At 75.8% G+C, this 22,164-nt stretch carries 20 protein-coding genes; 12 read left to right on the forward strand and 8 right to left on the reverse strand.

Going from position 1 to position 22,164, the window contains the following annotated elements:
• The first annotated feature begins 10 nt into the window (after nucleotides 1-10).
• From PHK61_RS01510 to PHK61_RS01525, 4 genes are all read left to right on the forward strand, one after another.
• Complete coding sequence (locus PHK61_RS01510) at nucleotides 11-1,690, forward strand: MFS transporter (RefSeq protein ID WP_274279193.1); 1,680 nt, start codon at nucleotides 11-13, stop codon at nucleotides 1,688-1,690.
• A 154-nt stretch (nucleotides 1,691-1,844) separates the two neighbouring features.
• Nucleotides 1,845-3,395 (forward strand): amidase, encoded by a 1,551-nt coding sequence (locus tag PHK61_RS01515; protein ID WP_274279194.1) that lies wholly within the window; start codon nucleotides 1,845-1,847, stop codon nucleotides 3,393-3,395.
• Nucleotides 3,396-3,561: 166 nt separating this feature from the next.
• Entirely contained in the window at nucleotides 3,562-3,924 is a 363-nt protein-coding gene (locus tag PHK61_RS01520) for a nuclear transport factor 2 family protein (protein WP_274279195.1), read from the forward strand.
• A 37-nt stretch (nucleotides 3,925-3,961) separates the two neighbouring features.
• Nucleotides 3,962-4,834, forward strand: a complete 873-nt coding sequence (locus PHK61_RS01525; RefSeq protein WP_274279196.1) for an SMP-30/gluconolactonase/LRE family protein — start codon at nucleotides 3,962-3,964, stop codon at nucleotides 4,832-4,834.
• Here PHK61_RS01525 and PHK61_RS01530 read toward each other — a convergent pair.
• A complete protein-coding gene (locus PHK61_RS01530; protein WP_274279197.1) occupies nucleotides 4,822-5,049 on the reverse strand; it encodes a DUF2630 family protein in 228 nt (75 codons plus the stop codon). The two genes, PHK61_RS01525 and PHK61_RS01530, sit on opposite strands and share 13 nt — an antisense overlap.
• Nucleotides 5,050-5,059: 10 nt before the next feature.
• Nucleotides 5,060-7,339, reverse strand: coding sequence for a bifunctional lysylphosphatidylglycerol flippase/synthetase MprF (locus PHK61_RS01535; RefSeq protein ID WP_274279198.1), 2,280 nt, complete (start codon nucleotides 7,337-7,339; stop codon nucleotides 5,060-5,062).
• A 159-nt stretch (nucleotides 7,340-7,498) separates the two neighbouring features.
• Between PHK61_RS01535 and PHK61_RS01540 the strand changes: the two genes are divergently transcribed.
• The 4 genes from PHK61_RS01540 (at nucleotide 7,499) to PHK61_RS01555 (ending at nucleotide 10,270) form a co-directional block, all read left to right on the forward strand.
• Entirely contained in the window at nucleotides 7,499-8,413 is a 915-nt protein-coding gene (locus tag PHK61_RS01540) for a cation diffusion facilitator family transporter (protein ID WP_274279199.1), read from the forward strand.
• Nucleotides 8,410-9,015: a hypothetical protein gene (locus PHK61_RS01545; RefSeq protein ID WP_274279200.1), complete on the forward strand. Its 606-nt coding sequence runs from the start codon at nucleotides 8,410-8,412 to the stop codon at nucleotides 9,013-9,015. The genes PHK61_RS01540 and PHK61_RS01545 overlap by 4 nt, the downstream gene beginning before the upstream one ends.
• Nucleotides 9,016-9,077: 62 nt before the next feature.
• Nucleotides 9,078-9,881 carry a helix-turn-helix transcriptional regulator gene (locus PHK61_RS01550; protein ID WP_274279201.1) on the forward strand — a complete coding sequence of 268 codons (804 nt, stop codon included), beginning with the start codon at nucleotides 9,078-9,080 and terminating at the stop codon, nucleotides 9,879-9,881.
• A gap of 77 nt (nucleotides 9,882-9,958) precedes the next feature.
• Nucleotides 9,959-10,270 carry a hypothetical protein gene (locus PHK61_RS01555; protein ID WP_274279202.1) on the forward strand — a complete coding sequence of 104 codons (312 nt, stop codon included), beginning with the start codon at nucleotides 9,959-9,961 and terminating at the stop codon, nucleotides 10,268-10,270.
• A gap of 7 nt (nucleotides 10,271-10,277) precedes the next feature.
• Here PHK61_RS01555 and PHK61_RS01560 read toward each other — a convergent pair whose 3' ends face one another.
• Together PHK61_RS01560 and PHK61_RS01565 are read right to left on the reverse strand one after the other, a co-directional pair.
• Nucleotides 10,278-11,873 (reverse strand): Na+/H+ antiporter, encoded by a 1,596-nt coding sequence (locus PHK61_RS01560; protein WP_274279203.1) that lies wholly within the window; start codon nucleotides 11,871-11,873, stop codon nucleotides 10,278-10,280.
• Nucleotides 11,870-12,505, reverse strand: a complete 636-nt coding sequence (locus PHK61_RS01565; RefSeq protein WP_274279204.1) for a class I SAM-dependent methyltransferase — start codon at nucleotides 12,503-12,505, stop codon at nucleotides 11,870-11,872. Before PHK61_RS01565 ends, PHK61_RS01560 begins: the two co-directional genes overlap by 4 nt.
• Nucleotides 12,506-12,594: 89 nt before the next feature.
• On the opposite strand from PHK61_RS01565, the gene PHK61_RS01570 reads away from it, so the two are divergent.
• Together PHK61_RS01570 and PHK61_RS01575 are read left to right on the forward strand one after the other, a co-directional pair.
• The gene (locus PHK61_RS01570) at nucleotides 12,595-13,536 is read left to right on the forward strand and encodes a cation diffusion facilitator family transporter (protein WP_274279205.1); all 942 of its coding nucleotides are present in this window, start codon (nucleotides 12,595-12,597) and stop codon (nucleotides 13,534-13,536) included.
• Between the two features lie 17 nt (nucleotides 13,537-13,553).
• A complete protein-coding gene (locus tag PHK61_RS01575; protein ID WP_274279206.1) occupies nucleotides 13,554-14,048 on the forward strand; it encodes a methylated-DNA--[protein]-cysteine S-methyltransferase in 495 nt (164 codons plus the stop codon).
• On the opposite strand, the gene PHK61_RS01580 is transcribed toward PHK61_RS01575, so the two are convergent.
• The gene (locus PHK61_RS01580; RefSeq protein ID WP_274279207.1) at nucleotides 14,030-15,400 is read right to left on the reverse strand and encodes a hypothetical protein; all 1,371 of its coding nucleotides are present in this window, start codon (nucleotides 15,398-15,400) and stop codon (nucleotides 14,030-14,032) included. The two genes, PHK61_RS01575 and PHK61_RS01580, sit on opposite strands and share 19 nt — an antisense overlap.
• 147 nt (nucleotides 15,401-15,547) lie before the next feature.
• On the opposite strand from PHK61_RS01580, the gene PHK61_RS01585 reads away from it, so the two are divergent.
• Nucleotides 15,548-16,342, forward strand: coding sequence for a (2Fe-2S)-binding protein (locus PHK61_RS01585; protein ID WP_274279208.1), 795 nt, complete (start codon nucleotides 15,548-15,550; stop codon nucleotides 16,340-16,342).
• On the opposite strand, the gene PHK61_RS01590 is transcribed toward PHK61_RS01585, so the two are convergent.
• The gene (locus tag PHK61_RS01590) at nucleotides 16,339-17,073 is read right to left on the reverse strand and encodes a M50 family metallopeptidase (protein WP_274279209.1); all 735 of its coding nucleotides are present in this window, start codon (nucleotides 17,071-17,073) and stop codon (nucleotides 16,339-16,341) included. The genes PHK61_RS01585 and PHK61_RS01590 overlap by 4 nt on opposite strands.
• Nucleotides 17,074-17,159: 86 nt before the next feature.
• On the opposite strand from PHK61_RS01590, the gene PHK61_RS01595 reads away from it, so the two are divergent.
• Nucleotides 17,160-18,635: an MFS transporter gene (locus tag PHK61_RS01595; RefSeq protein WP_274279399.1), complete on the forward strand. Its 1,476-nt coding sequence runs from the start codon at nucleotides 17,160-17,162 to the stop codon at nucleotides 18,633-18,635.
• A 116-nt stretch (nucleotides 18,636-18,751) separates the two neighbouring features.
• Here PHK61_RS01595 and PHK61_RS01600 read toward each other — a convergent pair whose 3' ends face one another.
• Nucleotides 18,752-19,762 (reverse strand): aminotransferase class V-fold PLP-dependent enzyme, encoded by a 1,011-nt coding sequence (locus PHK61_RS01600; RefSeq protein WP_274279210.1) that lies wholly within the window; start codon nucleotides 19,760-19,762, stop codon nucleotides 18,752-18,754.
• A gap of 28 nt (nucleotides 19,763-19,790) precedes the next feature.
• Nucleotides 19,791-21,986: a heavy metal translocating P-type ATPase gene (locus tag PHK61_RS01605; protein WP_274279400.1), complete on the reverse strand. Its 2,196-nt coding sequence runs from the start codon at nucleotides 21,984-21,986 to the stop codon at nucleotides 19,791-19,793.
• Between the last annotated feature and the right edge of the window lie 178 nt (nucleotides 21,987-22,164).

Raw genomic sequence — 22,164 nt, forward strand, 5'->3', positions numbered from 1 at the left:
CGCTGCGACCATGACCCCTTCGGCGACCCCGCGTGCCGGACAGCGGATGGTCCTCGCGGCGATGACGCTGGCCAACGCGATGATCCTCGTCGACCAGACGGCGGTCCCCCTGGCGCTGCCCGACATCGCGCGGGACTTCGGCGTGAGCTCGCTGCTCGTGCAGTGGGTGCTCACGGCGAGCCTGCTCCCGCTGGCGGGGCTGCTGGTGCTGGGCGGCCGCCTCGGGGACCTGCTGGGGCGCCGCCGGGTGTTCCTGCTCGGCGCGGTGGTCTTCGCCGGCGCCTCGGCCGTGGGCGGCGCGGCGCCCGACTTCACCGTGCTGATCATCGCCCGGGTGCTGCAGGGGGCAGGCGGCGCGATGATGCTGCCGGCCACGGTGGCGATCCTGAGCAGCGCCTTCGACGCCGACCAGCGCGGCCGGGCGCTGGGCGCCATGGGCGGGATCGCGGCGACGGCGGGCGCGCTCGGCCCGACGGTCGGCGGCCTGCTGACCTCCGCGCTGAGCTGGCGCGCGGTGCTGCTGATCAACCTGCCCCTGCTCGCGGTGACGCTGTGGGCCACGCTGCGCTCGGTGCCGGCGGACCCGCCGCGGCGCCGGGGCGTGCACGTGGACCTGCCGGGCGCGGCCCTGCTCGGGCTGGTCCTCGTCGGCCTCGTGTTCGGGCTCGCCCAGACGACCACCGACGGCTGGACCGCCCCCGACGTCGTCGTCTCCCTGGCCGTGGCCGTGCTCGCCGGGGTGCTGTTCGTCGTCCGGGAACGGCGCATCGCCGACCCGCTGCTCGACCTCGGGCTCCTCGCGCGCAGCCGGGACTACCGCGGGGCGACGATCGCCCAGGCCCTCGCCGGGATGGCGGAGATGGGCCTGGGGCTGATCCTGCCGCTCGCCCTGGTGCTCAACCTGCAGATGGACCCCGCGGTGGCCGGGCTCGCCCTGCTGGCGACGACGGTGCCGATGGTCGCCATCGCCCCGCTCGTCGGGCGCTGGTACGACCGCGCCGGCGGGCGCCCGCCGCTGGTGGTCGGGTTCGCGCTGCTCGCGGCGTCCGGGGTGCTGCTCGCCCTCGGCATCCCGGGCAACGAGTTCCCGCCGCTGCTGCCGGGCCTGGTGGTCTACGGGATCGGTCTCGCGGTGGTGCTCACCGTCAACGACCCGGTCAGCCTCGACACCGTGCCCGAGCGCGACCACGGCCAGGCCTCCGGCGTGTCCGCGACGGCGGAGCAGGGCGGCGGCGCCATCGGCATCGCGCTGCTCTACGCCCTGCTCCACCTCACCTACGTGTCCTCGCTGGTCGACGGCGTCGCCGAGCGCGGGCTCCCGCCCCTGACCCCCGAGCGCGGCATCGAGCTGCGCGACGCCCTCGCCGACGCCCAGCAGACCGGTCTGGTGCCCCGGACGTTCGATCCCCAGGTCGCCGAGTACCTGGTGGTCGCGGAACGCGCGTCCGACCACGGCTACGTCGCGGCGTTCCTCGCGGTGAGCGTCCTTGCGCTGATCGGCGCCGTCACCTCCGCCTGGCTCGTGCGGCGCCCGCCCGGGCCCGCCACCGGGGACGCCGAGGACGAGGTGCCCGAGACGGCGTGGGGTGCCGACGCGGCCGAGCCGGGGTCCGGTGGCGATCACCGGCACCCTGTCCGCCCGGCGCGCATCCCGTCCACGGCGGCCCGCACTCCGCCCGTGCCCGACTGATCGGCACCGTCACCCGCTCGTGACCCACGGGCCCGCCACCGTCCCTACGGTGGGGCTCCCGCCACCGCTCCGCTCCGCTGCTCCCGACCCCTGCTCCCGACCCCTGCTCCCGACCCCTGCTCCCGACCCCTGCTCCCGACCCGGAGGAGACGCCGTGCCCGTCACGCCCCCCACCCCCGAAGAGCTCGCCGCCCTCGCCGAGCGCGACCGCCTGGGACTCGACCCCGAGGGGCTGGCGGCGTTCGCCCCGCTCGTCGGCGGGTCCTTCGGCGCGTACGACCGCGTGGAGGAACTGTGGGCCGCGCAGGCGCCGGTCGCCCCGCAGCGGGAGTGGTGGTGGCCCGCGGCGGGGGAGAACCCGTGGGGTGCCTGGTACGCGCGCTGCCGCATCGAGGGCGCGCCCGACGGTCCGCTGGCCGGGCGGACGGTGGCGGTGAAGGACAACACCGCGGTGGCCGGCGTGCCGATGGCCAACGGCTCCCGGCTCGTCGACGGCTACGTCCCGGCGCGCGACGCGACCGTCGTGACGCGCCTGCTCGAGGCCGGCGCCACCGTCACCGGCAAGTCCGTCTGCGAGGACCTCTGCTTCTCGGGGGGTAGCCACACCTCGCACACCGGGCCGGTGCGCAACCCGTGGGACCCGAGCCGCACCACCGGCGGCTCGTCCAGCGGCAGCGCGGCGCTGCTCGCCGCGGGTGAGGTCGACATCGCGACCGGCGGCGACCAGGGCGGCTCGGTGCGCATGCCGGCCGCCATGAGCGGGATCGTCGGGCACAAGCCCACCCACGGCCTCGTGCCCTACACCGGCGCCTTCCCCATCGAGGCGACCATCGACCACCTCGGCCCCATGACCCGCACGGTCGGCGACGCCGCGCTGGCGCTCGGGATCATGGCCGGGCCCGACGGGCTCGACCCCCGCCAGCCCGACGCCGTGATGCCCGTCGACTACCTCGCCGAGATCGCCCGCGGCGCCGAGGGCCTGCGCGTCGGCGTGGTCACCGAGGGCTTCGGGATCGAGGGGCTCTCGGCACCCGGCGTCGACGCGAGCGTGCGCTCGGCGATCGAGGTGCTCGCGGGGCTGGGCCTCGCCGTCGAGGAGATCTCGGTGCCGTGGCACCGGCACGCGTTCGACGTCTGGACCGTGGTGGCCACCGACGGCGTCGTCGCGCAGATGATCGAGGGCAACGGTTACGGCCTGAACTGGGACGGGCTCTACGACCCGGACCTCATCGCGCACTACGGGCAGCGTCGCGCCGAGGGCGGGCACCTGTTCTCGCCCACCGTGAAGATGGTGACGATGGCCGGGCGCCACGCGCTGACCAGCGAGCACGGCCGGCACTACGCCATGGCGCGCAACCTGCTGCCCACCGCCCGCGCGGCCTACGACGCGGCACTCGCCGAGCACGACGTGCTGGTCATGCCGACCGTGCCGATCCTGCCGAGCGTGATCCCCGCCGACGACGCCCCGCCCGCGGAGAGCATCGCCCGCGCGCTGGAGATGATCGTCAACACCGCGCCCACGGACGTCACCGGCCACCCCGCGACGTCCGTGCCCGCGTCGCCGGCCGACGGGCTCCCGGTCGGCATGATGATCATCGGACGGCGCTTCGACGACGCCACCTGCCTGCGGGTCGCCCACGCCTTCGAGCAGGCGGTCGGCGGCTTCCCCTCGCCGCCCGTGGCATCGGCGGTGCCGGCGGGCTGAGGTGTCGCCGGGCCGATCCGAGCGAAGGGTCCCTCCGGTCGGGTGGACGGGCGAGGGGCGCCCTCGGCTGGATCGGCGCGGTGCTGCGGCGCGGGCCCCGCCACCTGCTCCGCCGTCCGCGAACACGGGCGCGCCCGGCCCCCGCGCGCCCCTAGCGTCGGGCGCCATGACGACCCAGGACGACGTCGCGCTGGTCCTCGCCGCCTACGAGGCGTGGGAGCGCGGCGACATCGACGCCGCCGTCGCCGCGATGCACCCCGAGATCGTGTGGATCGAGCCCGACGAGTTCCCGATGGGCGGCGAGCGGCGCGGGCCCGCCGCGGTGCACGAGTACCTCGCCGCCTCCCGCGAGGGCTGGCGGGAGATGCGCTCGCAGTGCCGGGCGAGCGTGGTGGACGGCGACGTGGCGATCGCCCACCACATCGAGGGCGTGCTCGTCGACGGGACGCCGAACACGGTGGACGTCGTCGACGTCTTCACGGTCCGCGACGGCCAGGTGGTGCGGATGCGGGCCCATCTCCCCGGTTAGGCGTGTCGATCCGGGCCGGCGCCGTTCGTGGAGGGGCATGACGACGACACACGGCATCGAGCACCTGCCCGCCCCGCGCACCTTGCTGACCGGCCTGGCGATGGTGGAGTCCGCCCGCTGGCACGACGGCCGGCTCTGGTTCGCGCACTGGGGCGCGGGCGAGGTGGTGGCGGTCGACCTCGACGGGCACGCCGAGGTCATGGCGCCGGGTCCGCGGCGGATGGGCTGGGCGATCGACTGGCTGCCCGACGGGCGGCTGATCACGACGGGCGAGACGGTGACCCGTCGGGAGCACGACGGCACGACGACGACGCTGCGGGACCACGCCGCCAACGAGGTCGTGGTCGCCCCGCACGGTGGGGTCTACGTGGACGGCGCCGACTTCGACTTCGCCGGCGGCGCGGCCCCGGAGCCCGGGTGGATCGACCTGGTCGACGCCGACGGCACCGCCCGCCGCGTCGCCGAGGACATCGCGTTCCCCAACGGCATGGTGCTGACCCCGGACGGCGGCACCCTCGTGGTCGCCGAGGCGTTCGCCGGGCGCCTGACGGCCTTCGACGTCGGCGACGACGGAGGTCTGTCCGGTCGCCGGGTCTGGGCCGACGGCCTCGGGCCCGACGGCATCGCGATGGACGCCGACGGCGCGATCTGGACCCAGACCGCCGACACGTTCGCCCACAGCGGCGACCCCGCCGCCCCGGCCGGCGCGGTCGTGCGGGTCCTCGACGGCGGCGAGGTCACCCACCGGGTCGAGACCGACCTGCCCTGCTTCTCCTGCGCCGTCGGCGGCCCGCAGGGGCGTCACCTGTTCCTGCTGTGCAACGAGTTCGAGGGCATCGAGCAGCTGACCGCGGTGCAGGCCCGGCGGTCGGCCCGGGTGCTGGTGACGGAGCTGCCCTACTGCAGGTAGTCGTGCACCTGCTTCGCGGTGGCCTCGCCGGGGTCGCCCCAGTAGTCGCGGCCCGCGCGGCGGCGGCGCAGCGCGTCCCAGCACTGGTCGAGCTGCTCCTCGATCTGCGCCAGGCGCGCCCGGTCGTCGTCGTCGATCGCCTCGCCGTGCGCCCGCAGCCGGTGCTCCTCGTCGACCAGCGCGTGGATCGTGCCCAGGGTGTCGTCGTCCGCCATGGTGGCGAGCCTAGCTCCGCACGAGGGCGACGAGATCGCGCACGCGGGCGTCGGGCAGGTACGCGCGCCCGATGCCGATCCCGACGCGCGGCAGGTCGGCCTCGTCGCGGTAGACGAGGAACATCGGCTCGTAGCGCGGCTGGAACTTCGCCTTGAACGTGTGCAGCGAGCGGAACCCGTAGTAGGGCTCGAGCAGCTCGCCCATCCGGTCGAGGACGCGGTCGAGCACCTGCTCGCCCTCCACCTCGTCGCCGGCGCGGGCCAGCGGCGCCCCGGACAGCGACAGGAAGCGCGCGCCCTCGGCCTGGAAGGTCAGGCACGCCGAGGCGATGAGGTACTCGACGACCGCACGGAACCCGTCCTGGCGGCGGCGCATGACGTCGAGGGTCCAGCCCACGACGACGTCGTCCGGTCCGTACACCGGCAGCCAGGACGTGACGCCGTGGACGGTGCCCTCGGCGTCGACCGCGAGCCCGGTGCGCACCTCGGGGTCGAGCGCCTCCTCGACGCCGCCGAGGGTGAAGCCCATCTCGGGCAGGCCCTTGTCGCCGACCCACTCCTCGGAGATCGCCCGGACCTGCGCGACGATCGCCCGCGGCTCCTCGGCGAGGCTCACCATGCGGTGCTCGATCCCGGCCTTGCCGGCGCGGTTGAAGGCGCTGCGCACGTTCTGCCAGGGCTTGCCCTTGAACTCGAGGCCCTCGAGGTCGATCAGCGTGTCCTCGGCGACCTGCAGCGAGCGCCAGCCGTCGGCGCGGGCGGCGTCGGCGAGCGCCTCGGTGGTCGAGAACAGGCACGGGACCCAGCCCGACCGCTCCGCCAACGCCCGGAAGTCCTCGAGCGCCGCGGTGCGGTCGGCCGGGGCGACGATCGGGTCGCCCAGCGCCACCGCGACACCGGCGTGCACCCGGTAGGCCGTCACCCCGTCGGATGTCATCGTCGAGCTCCGCTCCGCTGCGTCTCCGGAGTCGATCGTCGAGCTCCGCTCCGCTGCGTCTCCGGAGTCGATGGTCGAGCTCCGCTCCGCTGCGTCTCCGGAGTGCACCAGGTACCGGTTCTCCGGCCACGTCGTCATCCACGACAGCGTCGACCCGCCGTGGCGGTGCAGGGCGTCGCGCGCGATGTCGGGGCCGGTCGCGGCACCACCGGCCCGGCGCCGCAGCCGCCGGCGCGACGGGACCGCGAAGGCGTGCCGCCCGGCGATCAGCCACAGCAGCAGCGCCGACCACAGCACGGCGTTGGGCACGAAGATCGCGAGGCCGACGAGCTCGACCTGGTCCATCTGGCCGGTGAGCTGCGCCCAGACCACGACGCCGACCACGAACAGCCCGAGCAGCAGGTAGAAGACGCCGAGCATGAGGCCGGCCAGCCACGCGAGCCGGCGCCCGCGGCGCAGCCCCTCGGCCAGCAGCAGGGAGATCACGACCGACACGAGCGTCTCGACGACCGTCGAGTCCGACGCCGTGTCGCCCAGCGGCCCGGCGACCGGCACCACGAGGGTCAGCACCCGGATCACCGCGATGACGACGAGGCCCGCCGCCGCCACCAGCCGCCACTCGCGGCGTCCCGGGCGCCCGCCCGGCGTGGCCGGGGCGAGGTCCGGCCCGGCGACCCGGCGGCCGAGCGGCAGGGCGACGGCGAGCGCGAGCGTGTGGGCCGCGTCGGCGAGGTGGCCGAGGAACAGCAGCCCGACCAGCGCGACCCCCACGAGCACCAGCCGCAGCCGCAGGCGCCACGGCGCGACCAGCGTCGCGGACGCGACCGCGAGCACCGCGAGGACGCCGGTCGACAGGCCCCCGGTCAGGACGCCGGTGAGCGTGACCGCCCAGGCCCAGCCGGTGGCGGCCAGCGCCACGAGGATCCCGATCGCGACGAGCACGGCGCCGAGCTGGGCGACCACGAGCACGACCGCCGTGCGACCCGACCCGAGCCGGCCCTCGGCCCAGCCGAGGCCGCCGACGGCGAGCAGGAGCCCGAGCACCGCGCCCACCGGGTGGACCCCGACGAGCGCGCCGGACACCGGCGTCCACCAGTGCCCCTCGGCCAGCGCCGGCACCCCGGTGGCGACCGCGGACGCCCAGGTGCGGTCGGCGAGCGGGCTCCAGAACGCCCCGGTGGCGATGCCGGCGACGAGCATCAGCAGCGCGGTCACCGTCGTCACCGGGCGCCAGCGCGCGACCCCGGCGGCCCGCGCGCGGGCGGCGCCGAAACGCTCGGCGTCGCGCTCCTCGCTCTCCGTGTCCTCCAGTTCGACCGGGTCCGTCGGCTCGGGCGGGACGGTCGCCGTCATGGGTTCTCCTGGACTGTCACGTTGCGCTGTCGAACGACCGCGCCGTGCGGCTGAACGGGTGAGCTTCGCGACGAGTGTCCGTCCCGCCGACCCCGAAGACAATCCTCTGGGTGATCGAAACTCTCGACGTGGCGGCCCGCGACAGCCACGATCAACGGCGTGGCGATCGAGGCCGGCGAGGACGCCCGCGACCGGCGCCTGCTGCTGCTCTCGGTGTGGGCGTCCGCCGGGTTCGCCGTGCTGTCGTCGGTGTGGGGAGTGCTCAGCGGCTCCTCGATGATCGTCTTCGACGGCCTCTCGTCGTTCGCGAGCATCGGGCTCTCGATGCTGGCCGTCGTGGCGCTGCGGACCGCGCGGCGCGGTCCCGACGAGCGCTACCCCTGGGGTCGCGAGGCCTGGGAGCCGCTCGTCGTCGTGATCAAGGCGGTCGCGCTGGCCGCGCTGTGCATCTACGCGGTGGTCGGGGGGATCGCGGACCTGGTGAACGGCGGGCGCGAGGTCTCGACGGGCTGGGCGCTCGCCTACGCGATCGTCGCGACGGTGGCCGGCGTCGTCGTCACCCTGCTGATGCGTCGCGGCGGGCGCTCGGACCTCGTGCGGGCCGAGGCGGCGGAGTGGTTCGGCGACACCCTGCTCTCGGTCGGGGTGCTCGTCGGCTTCGTCATCGCGGTGATCCTGGTGTCCGCGGGCCGTCCCGACCTCGCCGCCTACGTGGACCCGGCCATGGTGGTCGTGGTGTCGCTGCTGTTCCTGCGCATCCCGGCCCGGCTCGTCGGCGAGGGGATGCGCGAGGTCCTGGCGATGTCGCCTCCCGCGGCGACGCAGGCGGAGCTCGACGCCGCGGTCGAGGCGGTGCGTGAGCAGTTCGGGCTGGACGAGGCGTTCCTGCGGGCGTCGAAGGTGGGCGGTCGCGTCGACGTCGAGGTCGACTACGTGGTGGGGGAGGGATCGTCCGTGCGGACGGTGGCCGACGGGGACGTCGTGCGCCAGGCCCTGCACGACCGGCTCGAGGAGCTCGGCCACGAGCGCTCGGTGGTCGTCGCGTTCACGACCGATCGGCGGTGGGCGGAATGAGCGAGCTGGTGGTGCACCTGGGCCGGCCCGAGGACCTCGTGACGGTCGAGCCGACCGACCTGTTCGACGACGACCTCGCGCGGACCGTCTCCGGCGCCGAGGAGATGTTCGAGGAGCTCCTGGCCCGCCGCCGGCCCGGCCGGCTGCACGGCCGGGGCCGCGACCGGATCGTCATGACCCTGCCGGCCGCGACGCTGGGGACCGACCCGGACGCGGTCGCGGCGCGCCTGGCCGCGGCCCTGCGGCGCTGGTGCGGGCGCCGCCTCGAGAGCGTCGGGCGCGATGCCGGGCTCCAGCGGCGCCTGGCGGTCGCGGCCCTGCGCCCCGGCATCCCGCTCTTCCTCGTCGGCCTGCTGTTCTCGACCGACTTCCTCGCCCCCGACGTCCCCGAGTTCTTCCAGGAACTGCTGGGCAACGGCGTCTTCCTCGTCATCGCCTGGATCGGGCTCTGGTACCCGCTGGACTCGCTGTTCTTCGCCCGCCTCCCGCTGAAGCGGCAGCGGCGGGCGCTCGAGGCGATGATGGCGATGCCCGTCGAGGTGCACCCCCGTCCTTCGGCCGAACGAGTGGTTGCGAGCGACGCTTCGGGTGACGGCGGGTAGCCATCACCCCGCCGACCGGAGGACCCTTCCGCGCGCGAGGGTCACGGGGGACGGGGTCGGCGATGGAGACCATCCAGCGCGAAGGGGAGTGGCTGGACCTCGTCGCGGACCTGATCACGCGCCCGCTGTCCGGCTGGCCGGTCGACCGGATCCTGCCGATGCTCGGGCGGTCGTTCGGCGCCCCGGCGAGCACGTTCTACGCCCAGGAGCCGGGCGGGCCGATCGAGCAGCGGGGGTGGCCCGCCGACCTCTACGCCGACCGGCTCGACGACGCGCTGCGGTGGGGCCGGGAGCGGGCGCCCTTCGACCACCCGCTCCTGCGGTACTACCTCGCCACCGGTCGCGACGAGGCCATGCAGATCGCCGACGTGCCCGAGCGGTTCGCGGACCGTCACGTGCACGAGCGCTGGCGCGCCGCGTGCGAGGACGTCTTCAGCGTCGACGTCGTCTCGCAGGTGTCCCTGCCCGTGTGCCTGGACGACGGCACCAACCGGTCGTTCCTGATCGGGCGGGTCGACGCGTACTCGCCGGAGGAGATGGCCCTGCTGCGGCGGCTGCAGCGCGTGTTCGTCGGGCTCGACCGCCAGATCGCCGCGCACGCGCGGTGGTCGGCACGGATCGGTGCGCTCGCCGTCCCCACCGCCGACGCGGTCGGTCTCACGCCCCGCGAGAGCGTCGTGCTCGACATGCTCGCGACCGGTGCCACCGCCCGGGCGATCGCGCGCCGCCTGACGGTCGGCGAGCGGACCGTCCAGAAGCACCTGCAGCGCGTCTACGCGAAGCTCGGCGTCGCCGACCGCCTGGCCGCGGTGCAACGTGCCCAGCTCCTGGGCCTGCTGCCGCCGCCGCTCGTGGTGCGTACGTAGAACCCGCCCCTGTCGCACCCGTCACGTCACGTCGTGAAGGGGAGCCACCACCACATCCCCGGTCTCGGGAGGCCACCGTGCTCGCCACCACCGACATCCGCGCCCGCCTCGACGACTGCCGCGCCAAGACCGCCACCGCCATGGCCGACACCGAGGGCGACGACGGCGCCTCGGTCGTCACCGTCGCCGTGGTGCGGGAGTTCCTCAGCAAGGCCGACAAGGCCGGCCGGACCCCCGACGACGAGGCCCGCGACGCGGTCATCGAGCTCGAGCAGGCGGCGGACAGCGCGAAGGCGGCCGCCGCGGCGGACCCGCGTCTCGGCGGGGCGGCCCGGGAATCCGTCGAGGCCGCCCACCTCGCCATCTGCATCCTCAAGACCGAGGTCTGAGGACCTCTCAGCGGTCCAGCATCGCCTCCTCGTAGTCCAGCTCGCGGAGCATGTCGCGCAGGATGCCCTCGTCGATGCGGCCCATGTCGCGGAAGCGCACGAACGTCTCGCGCTCGGCGCCGAGCATCGCGCGGCGCAGCCGGGTGAACGCGACCGAGGGCGCCTCGCCGATCTCCTCGTCGGGGCGCCCGAGGCGTTCCCACGCGCTGTTGGAGCGGTGCCGGGCCCAGGTGCGCAGCTGCTCGGTGACGTGCTGCGGGGTGTCCTCGTCGGTGAGGTCGTCGAGCCGGGTCAGGGCGGCCTCGGCCGCGGCCTGCTTGGCGGCGGCCTCGTCGAGCACGTCGCGCTGCGCGCCCTTGTCGCGGACGTGCAGGCGCCGGATGAGCGTCGGCAGCGTCAGTCCCTGCAGGAGCAGGGTGCCGACGGTGACGACGAACGCCGCGAACACGACGACGTTGTAGCCGGGCATGGCCGGGTCGCCGCCGATGCCGTGGGGGATCGCGAACGCGGCGGCCAGCGTCACCACCCCGCGCATGCCCGCCCACGAGATGACGAACGGCACCCGCCACGACACCGCGGGGCCGCGCCGTCGCACGCGGGGCAGCACCCGCGGGAGGTAGATGGTCGGGAAGACCCAGGCGAAGCGGGACAGCACGGTCACCGCGAGCAGGGCCAGCGACACCAGCACGATGGTCAGGCTGTCGGCGCCGAGGCCGTCGTAGACGATCCGCAGCTGCAGCCCGATCAGCGCGAACACCAGCGCCTCGAGCAGCGTGTCCAGCGCCTTCCAGACGGCCTGGTCCTGCAGGCGCGTGGCGTAGCCGGCCTCGGTGGCCTTGTGCCCCAGGTACAGCCCGGCGATGACGACCGCGAGCACGCCGGAGGTGTGCAGCTCCTCGGCGAGCAGGTAGATCGCGAACGGGACGAGCAGGCCGACCGAGCTCTCGAGCACGCCGTCGTCGAGCATCATCCGCACCCGGTGCAGCAGCCAGCCCGCCGCGGCGCCGATCGCCACGCCGCCGACCGCCGCCAGCGCGAACTCGCCGAGCCCGCCGAGGATGGTCGCGCCGGTGCTGACGGCCGTCGGCGCGATCGCGGCGGCCAGCAGGACCCGGAACAGGGTCAGCGCGGTGGCGTCGTTGAGCAGGCTCTCGCCCTCGAGGATCGTCATGATGCGGCGCTGGAGCCCCAGCCGGCGCCCGATCGACGCGGCGGCGACCGCGTCCGGCGGCGCGACCACCGCGCCCAGCACCAGCGCGCTCGCCAGCGGCAGGCCCGGCACGAGCAGCCACGCCGCGATGCCGACGACCGCCGTCGTGAACACGACCAGCCCGACCGCGAGCTGGCTGATCCGCCGCAGGTTCTCGCGCAGCCGCAGCGTCGAGCTCTCGAGGGCCGCGGAGTACAGCAGCGGCGGGAGCACGAGGAACAGGACGAGGTCGGGGTCCAGCGGCACCGTCGGGACGCCGGGCACGAACGACATCGCCAGCCCGAGGACGACGAGCACCAGCGGCGCCGAGAACGAGAAGCGCCGCGCGAGGGCCGTCACGCCGAGGGCGACGACGAAGACGACGAGCAGGGTGGGCCCGGTGTGCTCGCTCATGGCGCCGATCGCGTGTGCACGCTGACGGCGTAGCCACCGCCCTCGTAGGGCTCGATGCCGTCCCAGTCGGCGGTGCGCGTCTGCAGGACCAGGCCGGCGGCGGCGCACGCGGCGTCGTACTCGTCGAGACCCGGGAAGGGCACGCCGTCGGGCAGCGTGAAGGGCACGTGGTCGGCGTCGAGGCCGAACCCCGCGACGAGCAGGCCGCCCGGACGCAGCAGGCCGGCGAGCACGGCGACCACCCGGGCGTGGGTGCCGGGCGTCAGCAGCGGCCACAGGTTGCCGGCGGCGACCACGGCCTCGACGCGGTGGTCGAGGTGCAGGGCGTCCGGGTCCGCGAGGTCGACGAGACGCCAGTCGAGCTCGGGGGCCGCCGCGCGGGCCTCCGCGAGCATCGACTCGTCGAGGTCGACGCCGACGACCCGGTGCCCGAGCCGGGCGAGGTGGATCGCGACGCGCCCGGTGCCGCACCCGGCGTCGACGATGTCGGCGCTGCGCCCGCCGAGCAGCGCGTGGACGCGGCGCGCCTCCCCGTGCAGGTCGACGCCCCGCTCCTCGAGCGCCGCGAAGCGCGCGGCGTAGCCGGGACCGGCCGTCCCGCCGGTGACGGCGAGCCAGGGATTGACGCTCACCGGCACACTCTAGGGCCGGTGTGAGTGCGCGATGAGGCCTGCGGCACGTCGCGTGTCCCATGCGAATCCGTGCATGTATCGTCGGCGCCGTGGGACACGGCCATGGTCACGGCAGCGGCGGCGACGACCGCCGGCGCCTCGGCCTCGCGCTCGGCGTCACCTTCCTCGTCGCCGTCGTCGGCGCCGTCGGCGCGGTCGTCACCGGGTCGCTGGCGCTGCTCGCCGACCTGGGCCACGTCGGCACCGACGTCGTCGCGCTGGCCACCGCCCTGATCGCCTCCGCGCTCGCCGTGCGCCCGCCGAGCCGCCGGCGGACCTTCGGGCTCGGCCGGGCCGAGGTGCTGGGCGCCGCGGTCAATGCCGTGCTGCTGCTGGGCGTCACGGTCTGGGTCGCGGTCGAGGCCGTCGAGCGGCTCGCGACGCCCACCGAGGTGCCCGGCGGCGGCCTGCTCCTCTACGGCGTGGTCGGGCTCGTCGGCAACCTCGTGTCGCTGGCGGTCCTGCAGCGCGGCAGCGGCGGGATGAACGTCCGCGGGGCGGCGCTGCACGTGCTCGGTGACGCGCTGGGCTCGCTGGCCGTGCTGGTCGCCGCCGTGGTCGTGCTGACCACGGGCTGGCCCTACGCCGACACCGTCGCCTCGCTCGTGATCGTCGCGATCCTGCTGCCGCGCACCGTCTCCCTGCTGCGCGAGACCGGCCACGTCCTGCTCGAGGGCGCCCCGGCGGGCATCGACGTCGACGACGTGCACGGCGCGCTGCTGGGCGTCGAGGGCGTCGCCGAGGTGCACGACCTGCACGTCTGGGCCATCAACGACCGCAGCCCCGCCGTCTCGGCCCACCTCGTGATCTCCGACGAGGGCTGCGCGACCGCCGACTGCGGCGAGCACGGCGTCCTCGACCGCGCCAGCACCGTGCTCCGCGACCGCTTCGGCCTGCACCACAGCACGCTCCAGATCGAGGCCGTCGAGCACGCCGACCACGAGGACGCGTGCACGCCGATGCCGCCCGTGGAGGCGGTCCGGGAGCGCTGAGTGGTTGGGTGGGTGTCGTGACCGTCACCCACACGGTGCTCGACAGCCCGCTCGGCCCGCTGACGCTGCGCGCCCACGACGGCGTGCTGTCCGGGCTCTACATGACCGAGCACCGGCACGGGCCCGCCGCCGACACCCTCGGCGCCCGGGCCGACGACGGCCTGCCCGCCGCGCGCGAGCAGCTCGGTGCCTACTTCGCCGGCGACCTCACCGCCTTCGACCTCGCCACGACCGCGGGCGGCACCGCGTTCCAGCAGCGGGTCTGGGCGGCACTGCGGGAGATCCCGTACGGCGGGACCGTGAGCTACGGCGAGCTGGCCGCCGCGATCGGGCAGCCCACGGCCGTGCGCGCGGTGGGCCTGGCCAACGGCCGCAACCCCCTCAGCATCGTCGTGCCCTGCCACCGCGTCGTCGGCGCGACGGGCTCGCTCACCGGCTACGGCGGCGGCGTCGAGCGCAAGCGCGCCCTGCTCGACCTCGAGTCGCGCGGGGCTCAGCGCCGCCCGGGCTGAGAGCGGGCCGCCTTGCCGTCCGGGTCGAACCACGGGTGGCCCCCCGCCGCGCCGTTGCCGGTGGTGGGCGGGGTCGGCGGGGCGGGCGTCTCCTGCTCGACCGCGGCGAGCTCCGGGTCCGCGTCGGCCACGGGCTCCTCGTCGACGTCCTCGCCCGGGGGCGTCTCCTGGTCGGCGGTCTCTCCCGGGGCCGGGTCGTCCGCCGGGCCGGCGCTCCCCTCGACGTGGCTCGCGTATTCGGTGGTCTCGGGGTCCGCGGACTCGTCGGGGTCCGCGGCATCGTCCGGGGCGTCGTGCGGGTCGCCCGGGTGCCGGGTGTCCTCGGGGATCTCGTCCTCGGGGATCTCGTCCTCGGGGGTGTCGACGGCCTCGGGCTCGCTCTCGTCCTCGACCGGGCCCTCGACCGTCGCCTCCACGGGGTCCTCGACCGGCTCGTCGGCGGTGTCCTCGACCGTGTCCTCGACCGTGTCCTCCGCCTGCTCCGGGGCCTCCTCGGCGCCCTCGACGTCCTCGACGTCCTCGACGTCCTCGGCGGGCGGCTCGGTCGCCGGGGGCGTGCCGTACGCGGCGAAGGTCTCGGTGTCGGCGTGGTCGTCGTGCTCGCCGTCGTGCTCGTCCGGGTGCGGGTCGTCCGGGGCCGGGTCGTCCGGGGCCGGGTCGCCCTGGACGGGCAGCGGGATCGAGGGCAGCGGCGAGCTCGCGGGTGAGGCGGGCCCGCTGCCGGGCGGCGGACCCGGGGGCATGCCCGGCGGGGGACCGGACGGCGGCCCGGTCATCGGACGCGGACCGGGGCCCGGGCCGGGTCCAGGGCCGGGACCAGGGCCGGGACCCGGGCCCGGGGCGGTCCGGGGACCGGCGCCGGGGGCCGTCGCGGCGGCGGCACCGAGGCCCACGCCGGCGCCCGCGGCGCCCGCCGCGGCCCCGACCGGCAGGAACACGGTGCCCGCCTCCGCCACGACCTGGTCGCCGCGGTCGTCGAGCAGGGCGTGGCGGCCGGTCGGGGTGCGGTCGTCGCGCTGCGGGGCGGCCGCGGCCGTGCCCGGCAGGCGCCGGAACAGGGCGAGCAGCAGCAGCGTCCAGGACACCACCTGCAGCAGGATCACGACGAAGCCGAGCACGCTCGAGAGCGGCAGCAGGGTCTCGGGGGTGAGGCCGAACGCGTCGAAGGAGGTCGCGGCCACGAGGAAGGTCGAGATGAGGACGACCACGAGCTGCACGGCCAGCCCGGCGATCGCCGGCGTCGACACCGCGGGGAGCTCCCGCCGGCGCAGCACGGCCACCACGAGGCCCACGACGACGGGGACACCGACGGGGAGCGAGGCCGCGGCGAGACGAACGCCGGAGTCGAGCATGGCGACGAACCTAACCGAACGACCCCGATCGGCGGAGGACCGACCTCCCGGTTCTCGACATACCGGACCCTCACCGCCCCGGTTCCGCCCACCTCGTGGCGCGGCCGCACGTGCTCCCGGAGGTCCCGTCCGCCAGCATGGAGGGCTGTGAGCAGCGAGACGGCCCGCCGCCGGGGCACCGCGACCGGGTCGGCCGCCGACCCCGACCGGGTCCGGACGGTCCTCGCCGAGTCGGACGCCGTCGACGGCTTCTTCGCGGTCTCCACCCGCGCGGCCGAGGGCGCCGACCCGTCGTGGCGCCCGGTGGCGTCGCTGCTGGCCGTCCCGGACGCGGGCCCGGACCCGATCGAGGAGCGGCTCGCGGCGGTGGCCGACGGGCTCGGCGCCGGCCGGCGGATCGCGGCGTCGCTGCTCGGCCAGTCCCTGGTCTCGCGCCCGGTGTCGGTGCTGCTCGCCTGCGCCGCGGCCGGCGTCCTGCCCGACCTGTCGCCCGCTGCGGTCCTGCACGCGCGCCCGTGGGCCGGCGGCCCGATCCCGCTGTGGGCCGATCCCGAGCGGCTCACCGGCGTCGAGCTCGGCGCCCCCGACGGGCCGGACGCCGCCGCGCTCCTGGCCCGCGCGTTGGCCGACGAGCACGTGGCGCCGATCGTCGCCGGCCTGCGGGCGCGCGCCTCGGTGTCCCCGCGCGTGCTGTGGGGCAATGCGGCCGGCGCGCTCGGCGGGGCGGTCCGCGTCCTGGGCGCCGCGCGCCCCGACCGGCACGCCGCGGCGCTCGCCCTCGCCCGCGGCGTGCTCACCCACGAGCCGTTCGCGGGCCTCGGGCGCTTCGTCCCCGAGCCCGAGCACCCCAGCGGACTCGGGTTCCGCCGGACGACCTGCTGCCTGTACTACCGCGTGCCCGGCGGCGGGACCTGCGGCGACTGCGTGCTCCAGCGACGCTAGACCGGCGGCCAGACCACGAGCAGCCGGCCCGCGCCGAGCAGCGAGAACACGCCGACCAGCAGGAACAGCGCCACCCAGATCCCGGCGGGCAGGCCGGTGAGGCGCTCGAGCTGGTCGGCGTCGGAGTCGGGCGCGCGGCGCCGGGAGCGCTTGCGCTGCACCTCGAGCACCGTGCGCAGCCCGCCGATGATGAGGAACCACGTCACGAAGCACGCGAACCCGTACTGCACGTTCCCCGAGCCGTAGACCGCGACCAGCACGAACACCGCGCCGGTGAGCACCACCGACAACACGCCGTAGGCGTTGCGGATGAGGATCAGGGTCGCGAGCAGCAGGATCACCGCGATCACGAGCATCGCCGAGATCGCGTCCGCCGCGACGAGCGCCGCCGCGCCGATCCCGAGCAGCGGCGGCGTCGCGTAGCCCGCGGCGGCCGTCGCCACCATGCCCGGGCCGTCGCGGCGGCCCTTGGAGACGGTGACGCCCGACGTGTCGGAGTGCAGCAGGATCTTCGTGAGCGTCCGGCCGGAGCAGATCGCGACCAGGGCGTGGCCGCCCTCGTGGGCGATGGTGACGACGTTGCGGGCGAGCCGCCAGGTGCCGTGCACGCCGACGACGAGCAGGGCGACGAGACCACCGAGGATCACCAGGGTGGCCTGCGTCTGCCCGGTGCTGAGCTGGTCGAGGCCGTCGAAGGGCAGCGGGAGGGAGGTCGGGAGGCCGGTCGTCACGATGGGGGCACGGTAGCCCGGGATGCGAGGCGGCCCGGGTCCGCCATGCTGTCGGGGTGAGCGACACCGCCGCCGAGGACGTCCGCATGGGGACCGCCCGGGGCCGCTGGATCCTGCTGACGACGGTGCTGGGGTCGGGGCTCGCGATGCTCGATTCCACGGTGGTCAACATCGCGCTCGAGCGCATCGGCGCCGAGTTCGACGCGAGCTTCGCCGCGCTGCAGTGGACGGTGAACGGCTACACGCTCACGCTCGCCGGGCTGATCCTGCTGGGCGGCTCGCTGGGCGACCGCTTCGGCCGCCGCAAGGTCTTCCTCATCGGTGTCGTGTGGTTCGCGGTGGCCTCGGCGCTGTGCGGGTTCGCGCCCTCGGTGGAGTTCCTCATCGCGGGCCGCGCGCTGCAGGGTGTCGGCGGCGCGCTGCTCACCCCGGGCAGCCTCGCGCTGATCTCGGCGTCGTTCCACGGCGGCGACCGGGCGGCCGCGATCGGCGCCTGGTCGGGTCTCGGTGGCGTGGCCGGCGCGGTGGGCCCGTTCCTCGGCGGCTTCCTCGTCGAGTGGACCTGGCGCGCGGTCTTCCTCATCAACCTGCCGCTGGCCGCGATCGTCGTGGTCGTCGCCCTGCGCCACGTGCCCGAGTCGCGCGACCCGGACGCCGCGCGCCAGCTCGACGTGCCCGGCACCGTGCTCGCGGTCGCCGGTCTCGGCGCCCTGACCTGGGCGCTCACCGCCGCCGGCGAGGACGGCGTGACCCCGACGGTGGTCGTCGCCGGCGCGGCCGGGGTGCTCGCCCTCGTCGCGTTCGTGCTCGCCGAGCGCCGGTCGCGGGCGCCGCTGGTGCCCGGCGAGCTGTTCGCCAACTCCCGCTTCACCGGCGCCAACGTCGTCACCCTGCTGGTCTACGGGGCGCTCGGGGTGAACTTCGTGCTCGTCGTCCTGCAGCTGCAGGTCGTGGCCGGGTTCAGCCCGCTCGCCGCCGGCACGGCCATGCTGCCGATCACCGTGATCATGCTGCTGCTCTCGGCGCGCTCCGGGCGGCTCGCGCAGCGCATCGGACCGCGCTGGCCGATGACGATCGGACTCCTCCTCGCGGCCACCGGCATGCTCCTGCTCGGCCGCATCGGGCCGGACGCGTCCTACCTCGTCGACGTCCTGCCGGCCGTGGCGCTGTTCGGCTTCGGGCTCGCCGGCACCGTCGCCCCCCTCACCGCGACCGTGCTCGACGCCGCCGACGACCGTCACGTCGGCATCGCCTCCGGCGTCAACAACGCGATCGCCCGCGCCGCCGGGCTCCTCGCGGTCGCCCTGATCCCGGCCGTCGCCGGCATCTCCGGGCAGGTCTACACCGACCCGCCCGCGTTCTCCGCGGGCTACCGGACCGCGATGACGATCTCGGCGGGCCTGCTCGTGGCGGGCGCGCTGCTCTCGGCGGTCCTGCTGCGCCCCCGCCGCGGTCCGGCGACGGCGACCGACCCGGCCGCCCCGACGGCCCCGTCCCGCTTCCCGACCGAGTCGTGCACCCACTGCGGCGTCAGCGCGCCGCAGCAGTACCCGCGGGACTGACCTGCGCGACCGGCTCGGCGGAGTCGCGGCGGCGGTGCTCGCCGTGTCGATCTCTCGGGAGTGCCGTCAGCGCGGTGCCCCGGTGACACTCTCGGGAGATCGTTCTGGAGAGCACCTCAGGCCAGCGCCTCCAGCACCGTGTCGGCGTCGGCCTCGGTGTTGTGCAGATGGAAGCCCAGGCGGGCCCCGCCGCCGCGGACGGCGCAGCGCACGCCGGCCGCGGCGAGGCGGTCGGCCGCGCCGTGGTGGCGCACGGAGACGATCGCCGACTCGCCCGCGGGCAGGTGCAGGCCGCGGCGGACGCGGTTGGCGAGGCCCACCGCGTGGTCGCGGACCGCCTCGAGGTCGAGCGACGCGAGCCACGGCAGGGAGACCGCCGCGCCGACCTGGGCGAGCCAGACGGGGGAGAGGTCGAAGCGCCGGGCGTCGGGGTAGAGGCGCAGCGGGAGGCCGTAGATCGCGTCCCACCCGCCCGCGTACCAGCCGGACTGCCCGGGCACGACGCGCTCGGCGAGCCGGTCCGAGAGCGCCATCCAGGCCGCGCCGCGGGGCGCGAGGAGCCACTTGTAGCCGGCGCCGACGACGACGTCGGCCCACCCGAGGTCGGCGGGCAGCCAGCCCAGCGACTGGGTCGCGTCGAGGACGACGAGGGTGTCGGGGCCGACCTCGGCGCGCAGGGCCTCGAGGTCGACCAGCGCGCCGTCGGCGGAGGCGACCACGCTGACCGCGACGACGTCCGCGGCGCCGGTGCGCTCGGGCAGCTCGTCGATGTCCATCTCCATCACCTCGTGCCCGGCCGACACGAAGGGGAAGGTCACGCTGGTGAACTCGCGGTCGGCCGTGAGGACGCGGGCCCCCGGCGGCAGCGACGCCGCGACGAGCCCGAGCAGCCCGGACACCGTGGTGCCCAGCGCGACCGAGGACACCGGGAAGCCCGTGAGCTGCCCGAACGCGGCGCGTGCGGCGGCGACGGCGCCGTCGAACTGCGGCGGGCTGGTCTCCGCCCGGCCCCACGCGGTCACCGCCGCCGACACCGCGTCGACGACGGGTCGCGGCGGGACGCCGATCGAGGGGGTGTTCAGGTAGACGCCGTCGACGTCGAAGGTGGTGCCGAACGCGTGCCGCACCCGGCCGAGACTAGATCACCGCGGGCGATCAGTGGGACGGCGTGAAGCGGCGCAGACGCAGGCTGTTGGCGACCACGAACACGCTCGAGAACGCCATGGCGGCGCCGGCGATCATCGGGTTGAGCAGGCCGAGGGCGGCCAGCGGGATCGCGGCGACGTTGTAGGCGAAGGCCCAGAACAGGTTGCCCTCGATCGTGCGCAGGGTGCGGCGCGCGAGGCGCAGGGCGTCCGGGACGAGGCGCAGGTCGGCGCGCACCAGGGTCAGGTCGCCGGCCTCGATCGCCGCGTCCGACCCGCCGCCCATCGCGAGCCCGAGGTCGGCGCGGGCCAGCGCGGCGGCGTCGTTGACCCCGTCGCCGACCATCGCGACCACGGCGCCCCCGGCCTGCAGGCGGGCGACCTCGTCGGCCTTGCCGTCGGGCAGCACGCCGGCGACGACGGTGTCGATGCCGACCTGCCCGGCCACGGTCCGGGCGACCGTCTCGTGGTCGCCGGTGAGCAGCACGGTGCGCAGACCGAGCGCGTGCAGCGACGCGATCGCGTCCGCCGAGGTCGGGCGCACGGTGTCGGCGACGGCGAGCACGCCGCGTGCGGCGAGGTGCCCGTGCGCGTCGGCCCAGGCCACGCACACCGGCGTCGACCCGCCCGCCTCGACCTCGGCGACCGCGTCGGCGAGGGGCCCGTCGGCCGGCACGCCCAGCTCGTCGAGCAGGCGCCCGCGCCCGACGACGACGAGGCGGCCGCCGACGGTCCCGGTGACCCCGAGGCCGTCGCGACTGGTGACGTCGACGGCCGCCGGCAGGTCGCCCAGCCGCGCGCGGGCGGCGTCGGCCACGGCCCGGGCGACCGGGTGCGCCGAGGCGTCCTCGAGGGCGCCGGCGCGCAGCAGCAGCTCGTCCTCGTCGACCCCGGGCAGGGCGACGGCCCCGGACAGGCTCATCTCGCCGGTGGTGACCGTGCCGGTCTTGTCGAGGACGACGGTGTCGACGCGGCGCGTGGACTCGAGCACCTCGGGGCCGCGCAGCAGGATGCCGAGCTGCGCGCCGCGGCCGGTGCCGACCATCAGGGCGGTCGGCGTGGCCAGGCCCAGGGCACACGGGCAGGCGATGATGAGGACGGCGACGGCCGCGGTGAACGCCGCCGATGACCCACCGCCGGCGAGCAGCCAGACGGCGAGCGTGCCCAGCGAGATCGCGATGACGACGGGGACGAACACCGCGGAGACGCGGTCGGCGAGGCGCTGGGCGGCGGCCTTGCCGTTCTGGGCATCGGCGACGCGGCGGGCGATCCGGGCGAGCTTCGTGTCGGCGCCGACCGCGTCCGCCCGCACGACGAGGCGCCCGCCGACGGCGACCGTCGCGCCGCTGACCGCGTCGCCGGGGCCGACCTCGACGGGCACCGACTCGCCGGTCATCGCGCTCGCGTCCACCGCGGCGCGGCCCTCGACGACGACGCCGTCGGTGGCCACGGTCTCGCCGGGGCGCACGACGAACTCGTCGCCGACCTGGAGCCGCTCCACCGGGACGCGCTCCTCGCGGCCGTCGCGGCGCACCGCGACGTCCTTCGCGCCGAGGTCGAGCAGGGAGCGCAGGGCGTCCCCGGCGCGGCGCTTGGCCCGGGCCTCGAACCAGCGCCCGGCGAGGACGAACGTCGTGACCGCGGCGGCGACCTCGAGGTAGATCGTGTCCGGGCCCCCGGACGCGGTGAGCGAGAGGGGATGGGTCATGCCCGGCATCCCGGCGTCGCCGAGGAACAGGGCGTAGAACGACCACGCGAGCGCGGCGAGCGTGCCGACCGAGACGAGCGTGTCCATGGTGGCCGCGCCGTGGCGCAGGTTGGTCCAGGCGGCCCGGTGCACGTCCTGCCCGCCCCACACGACGACGGGGGCGGCGAGGATCGCCGAGAGCCACTGCCAGGAGGTGAACTGCCAGGCCGGCACCATGGCGAGCACGACCACCGGCAGCGTCAGCGCGATGCTGACCAGCAGCCGCCCGCGCAGGACGTCGGCGTGGTCGGGGGCGGTGCCGTCGCCCTCGTCCGGGCGGGTGGTGGGCGGGGTGGCCCCGTAGCCGAGCTTCTCGACCGTGGCGACGAGGTCGTCGACACCGACGGTGTCGGGGTGCTCGACCGTGGCGGTGCCGGTGGCGAAGTTGACGCCGGCGCGCACGCCCTCCAGCTTGTTGAGGCGCCGCTCGATGCGGGCGGCACACGAGGCGCACGTCATGCCGGAGATCGCCAGCTCGACGCGCGCCGTCGCCGGCGACGAGCCGCCGGGGGCGGTGTCGCGGGACGGGGCGCTCGACGCCGCGGACGCCGACGGTGCGCTCATCGGACCTCCCTCTCTCCCCTCCGTTGGTACCCCTGGGGGGTATTTCTGTCAAACCGGGACACCGGATCGGGCG

Origin of the sequence: Actinomycetospora lutea, from assembly GCF_028737205.1 — a bacterium.
GTDB classification, from domain to species: Bacteria; Actinomycetota; Actinomycetes; order Mycobacteriales; family Pseudonocardiaceae; genus Actinomycetospora; species Actinomycetospora lutea.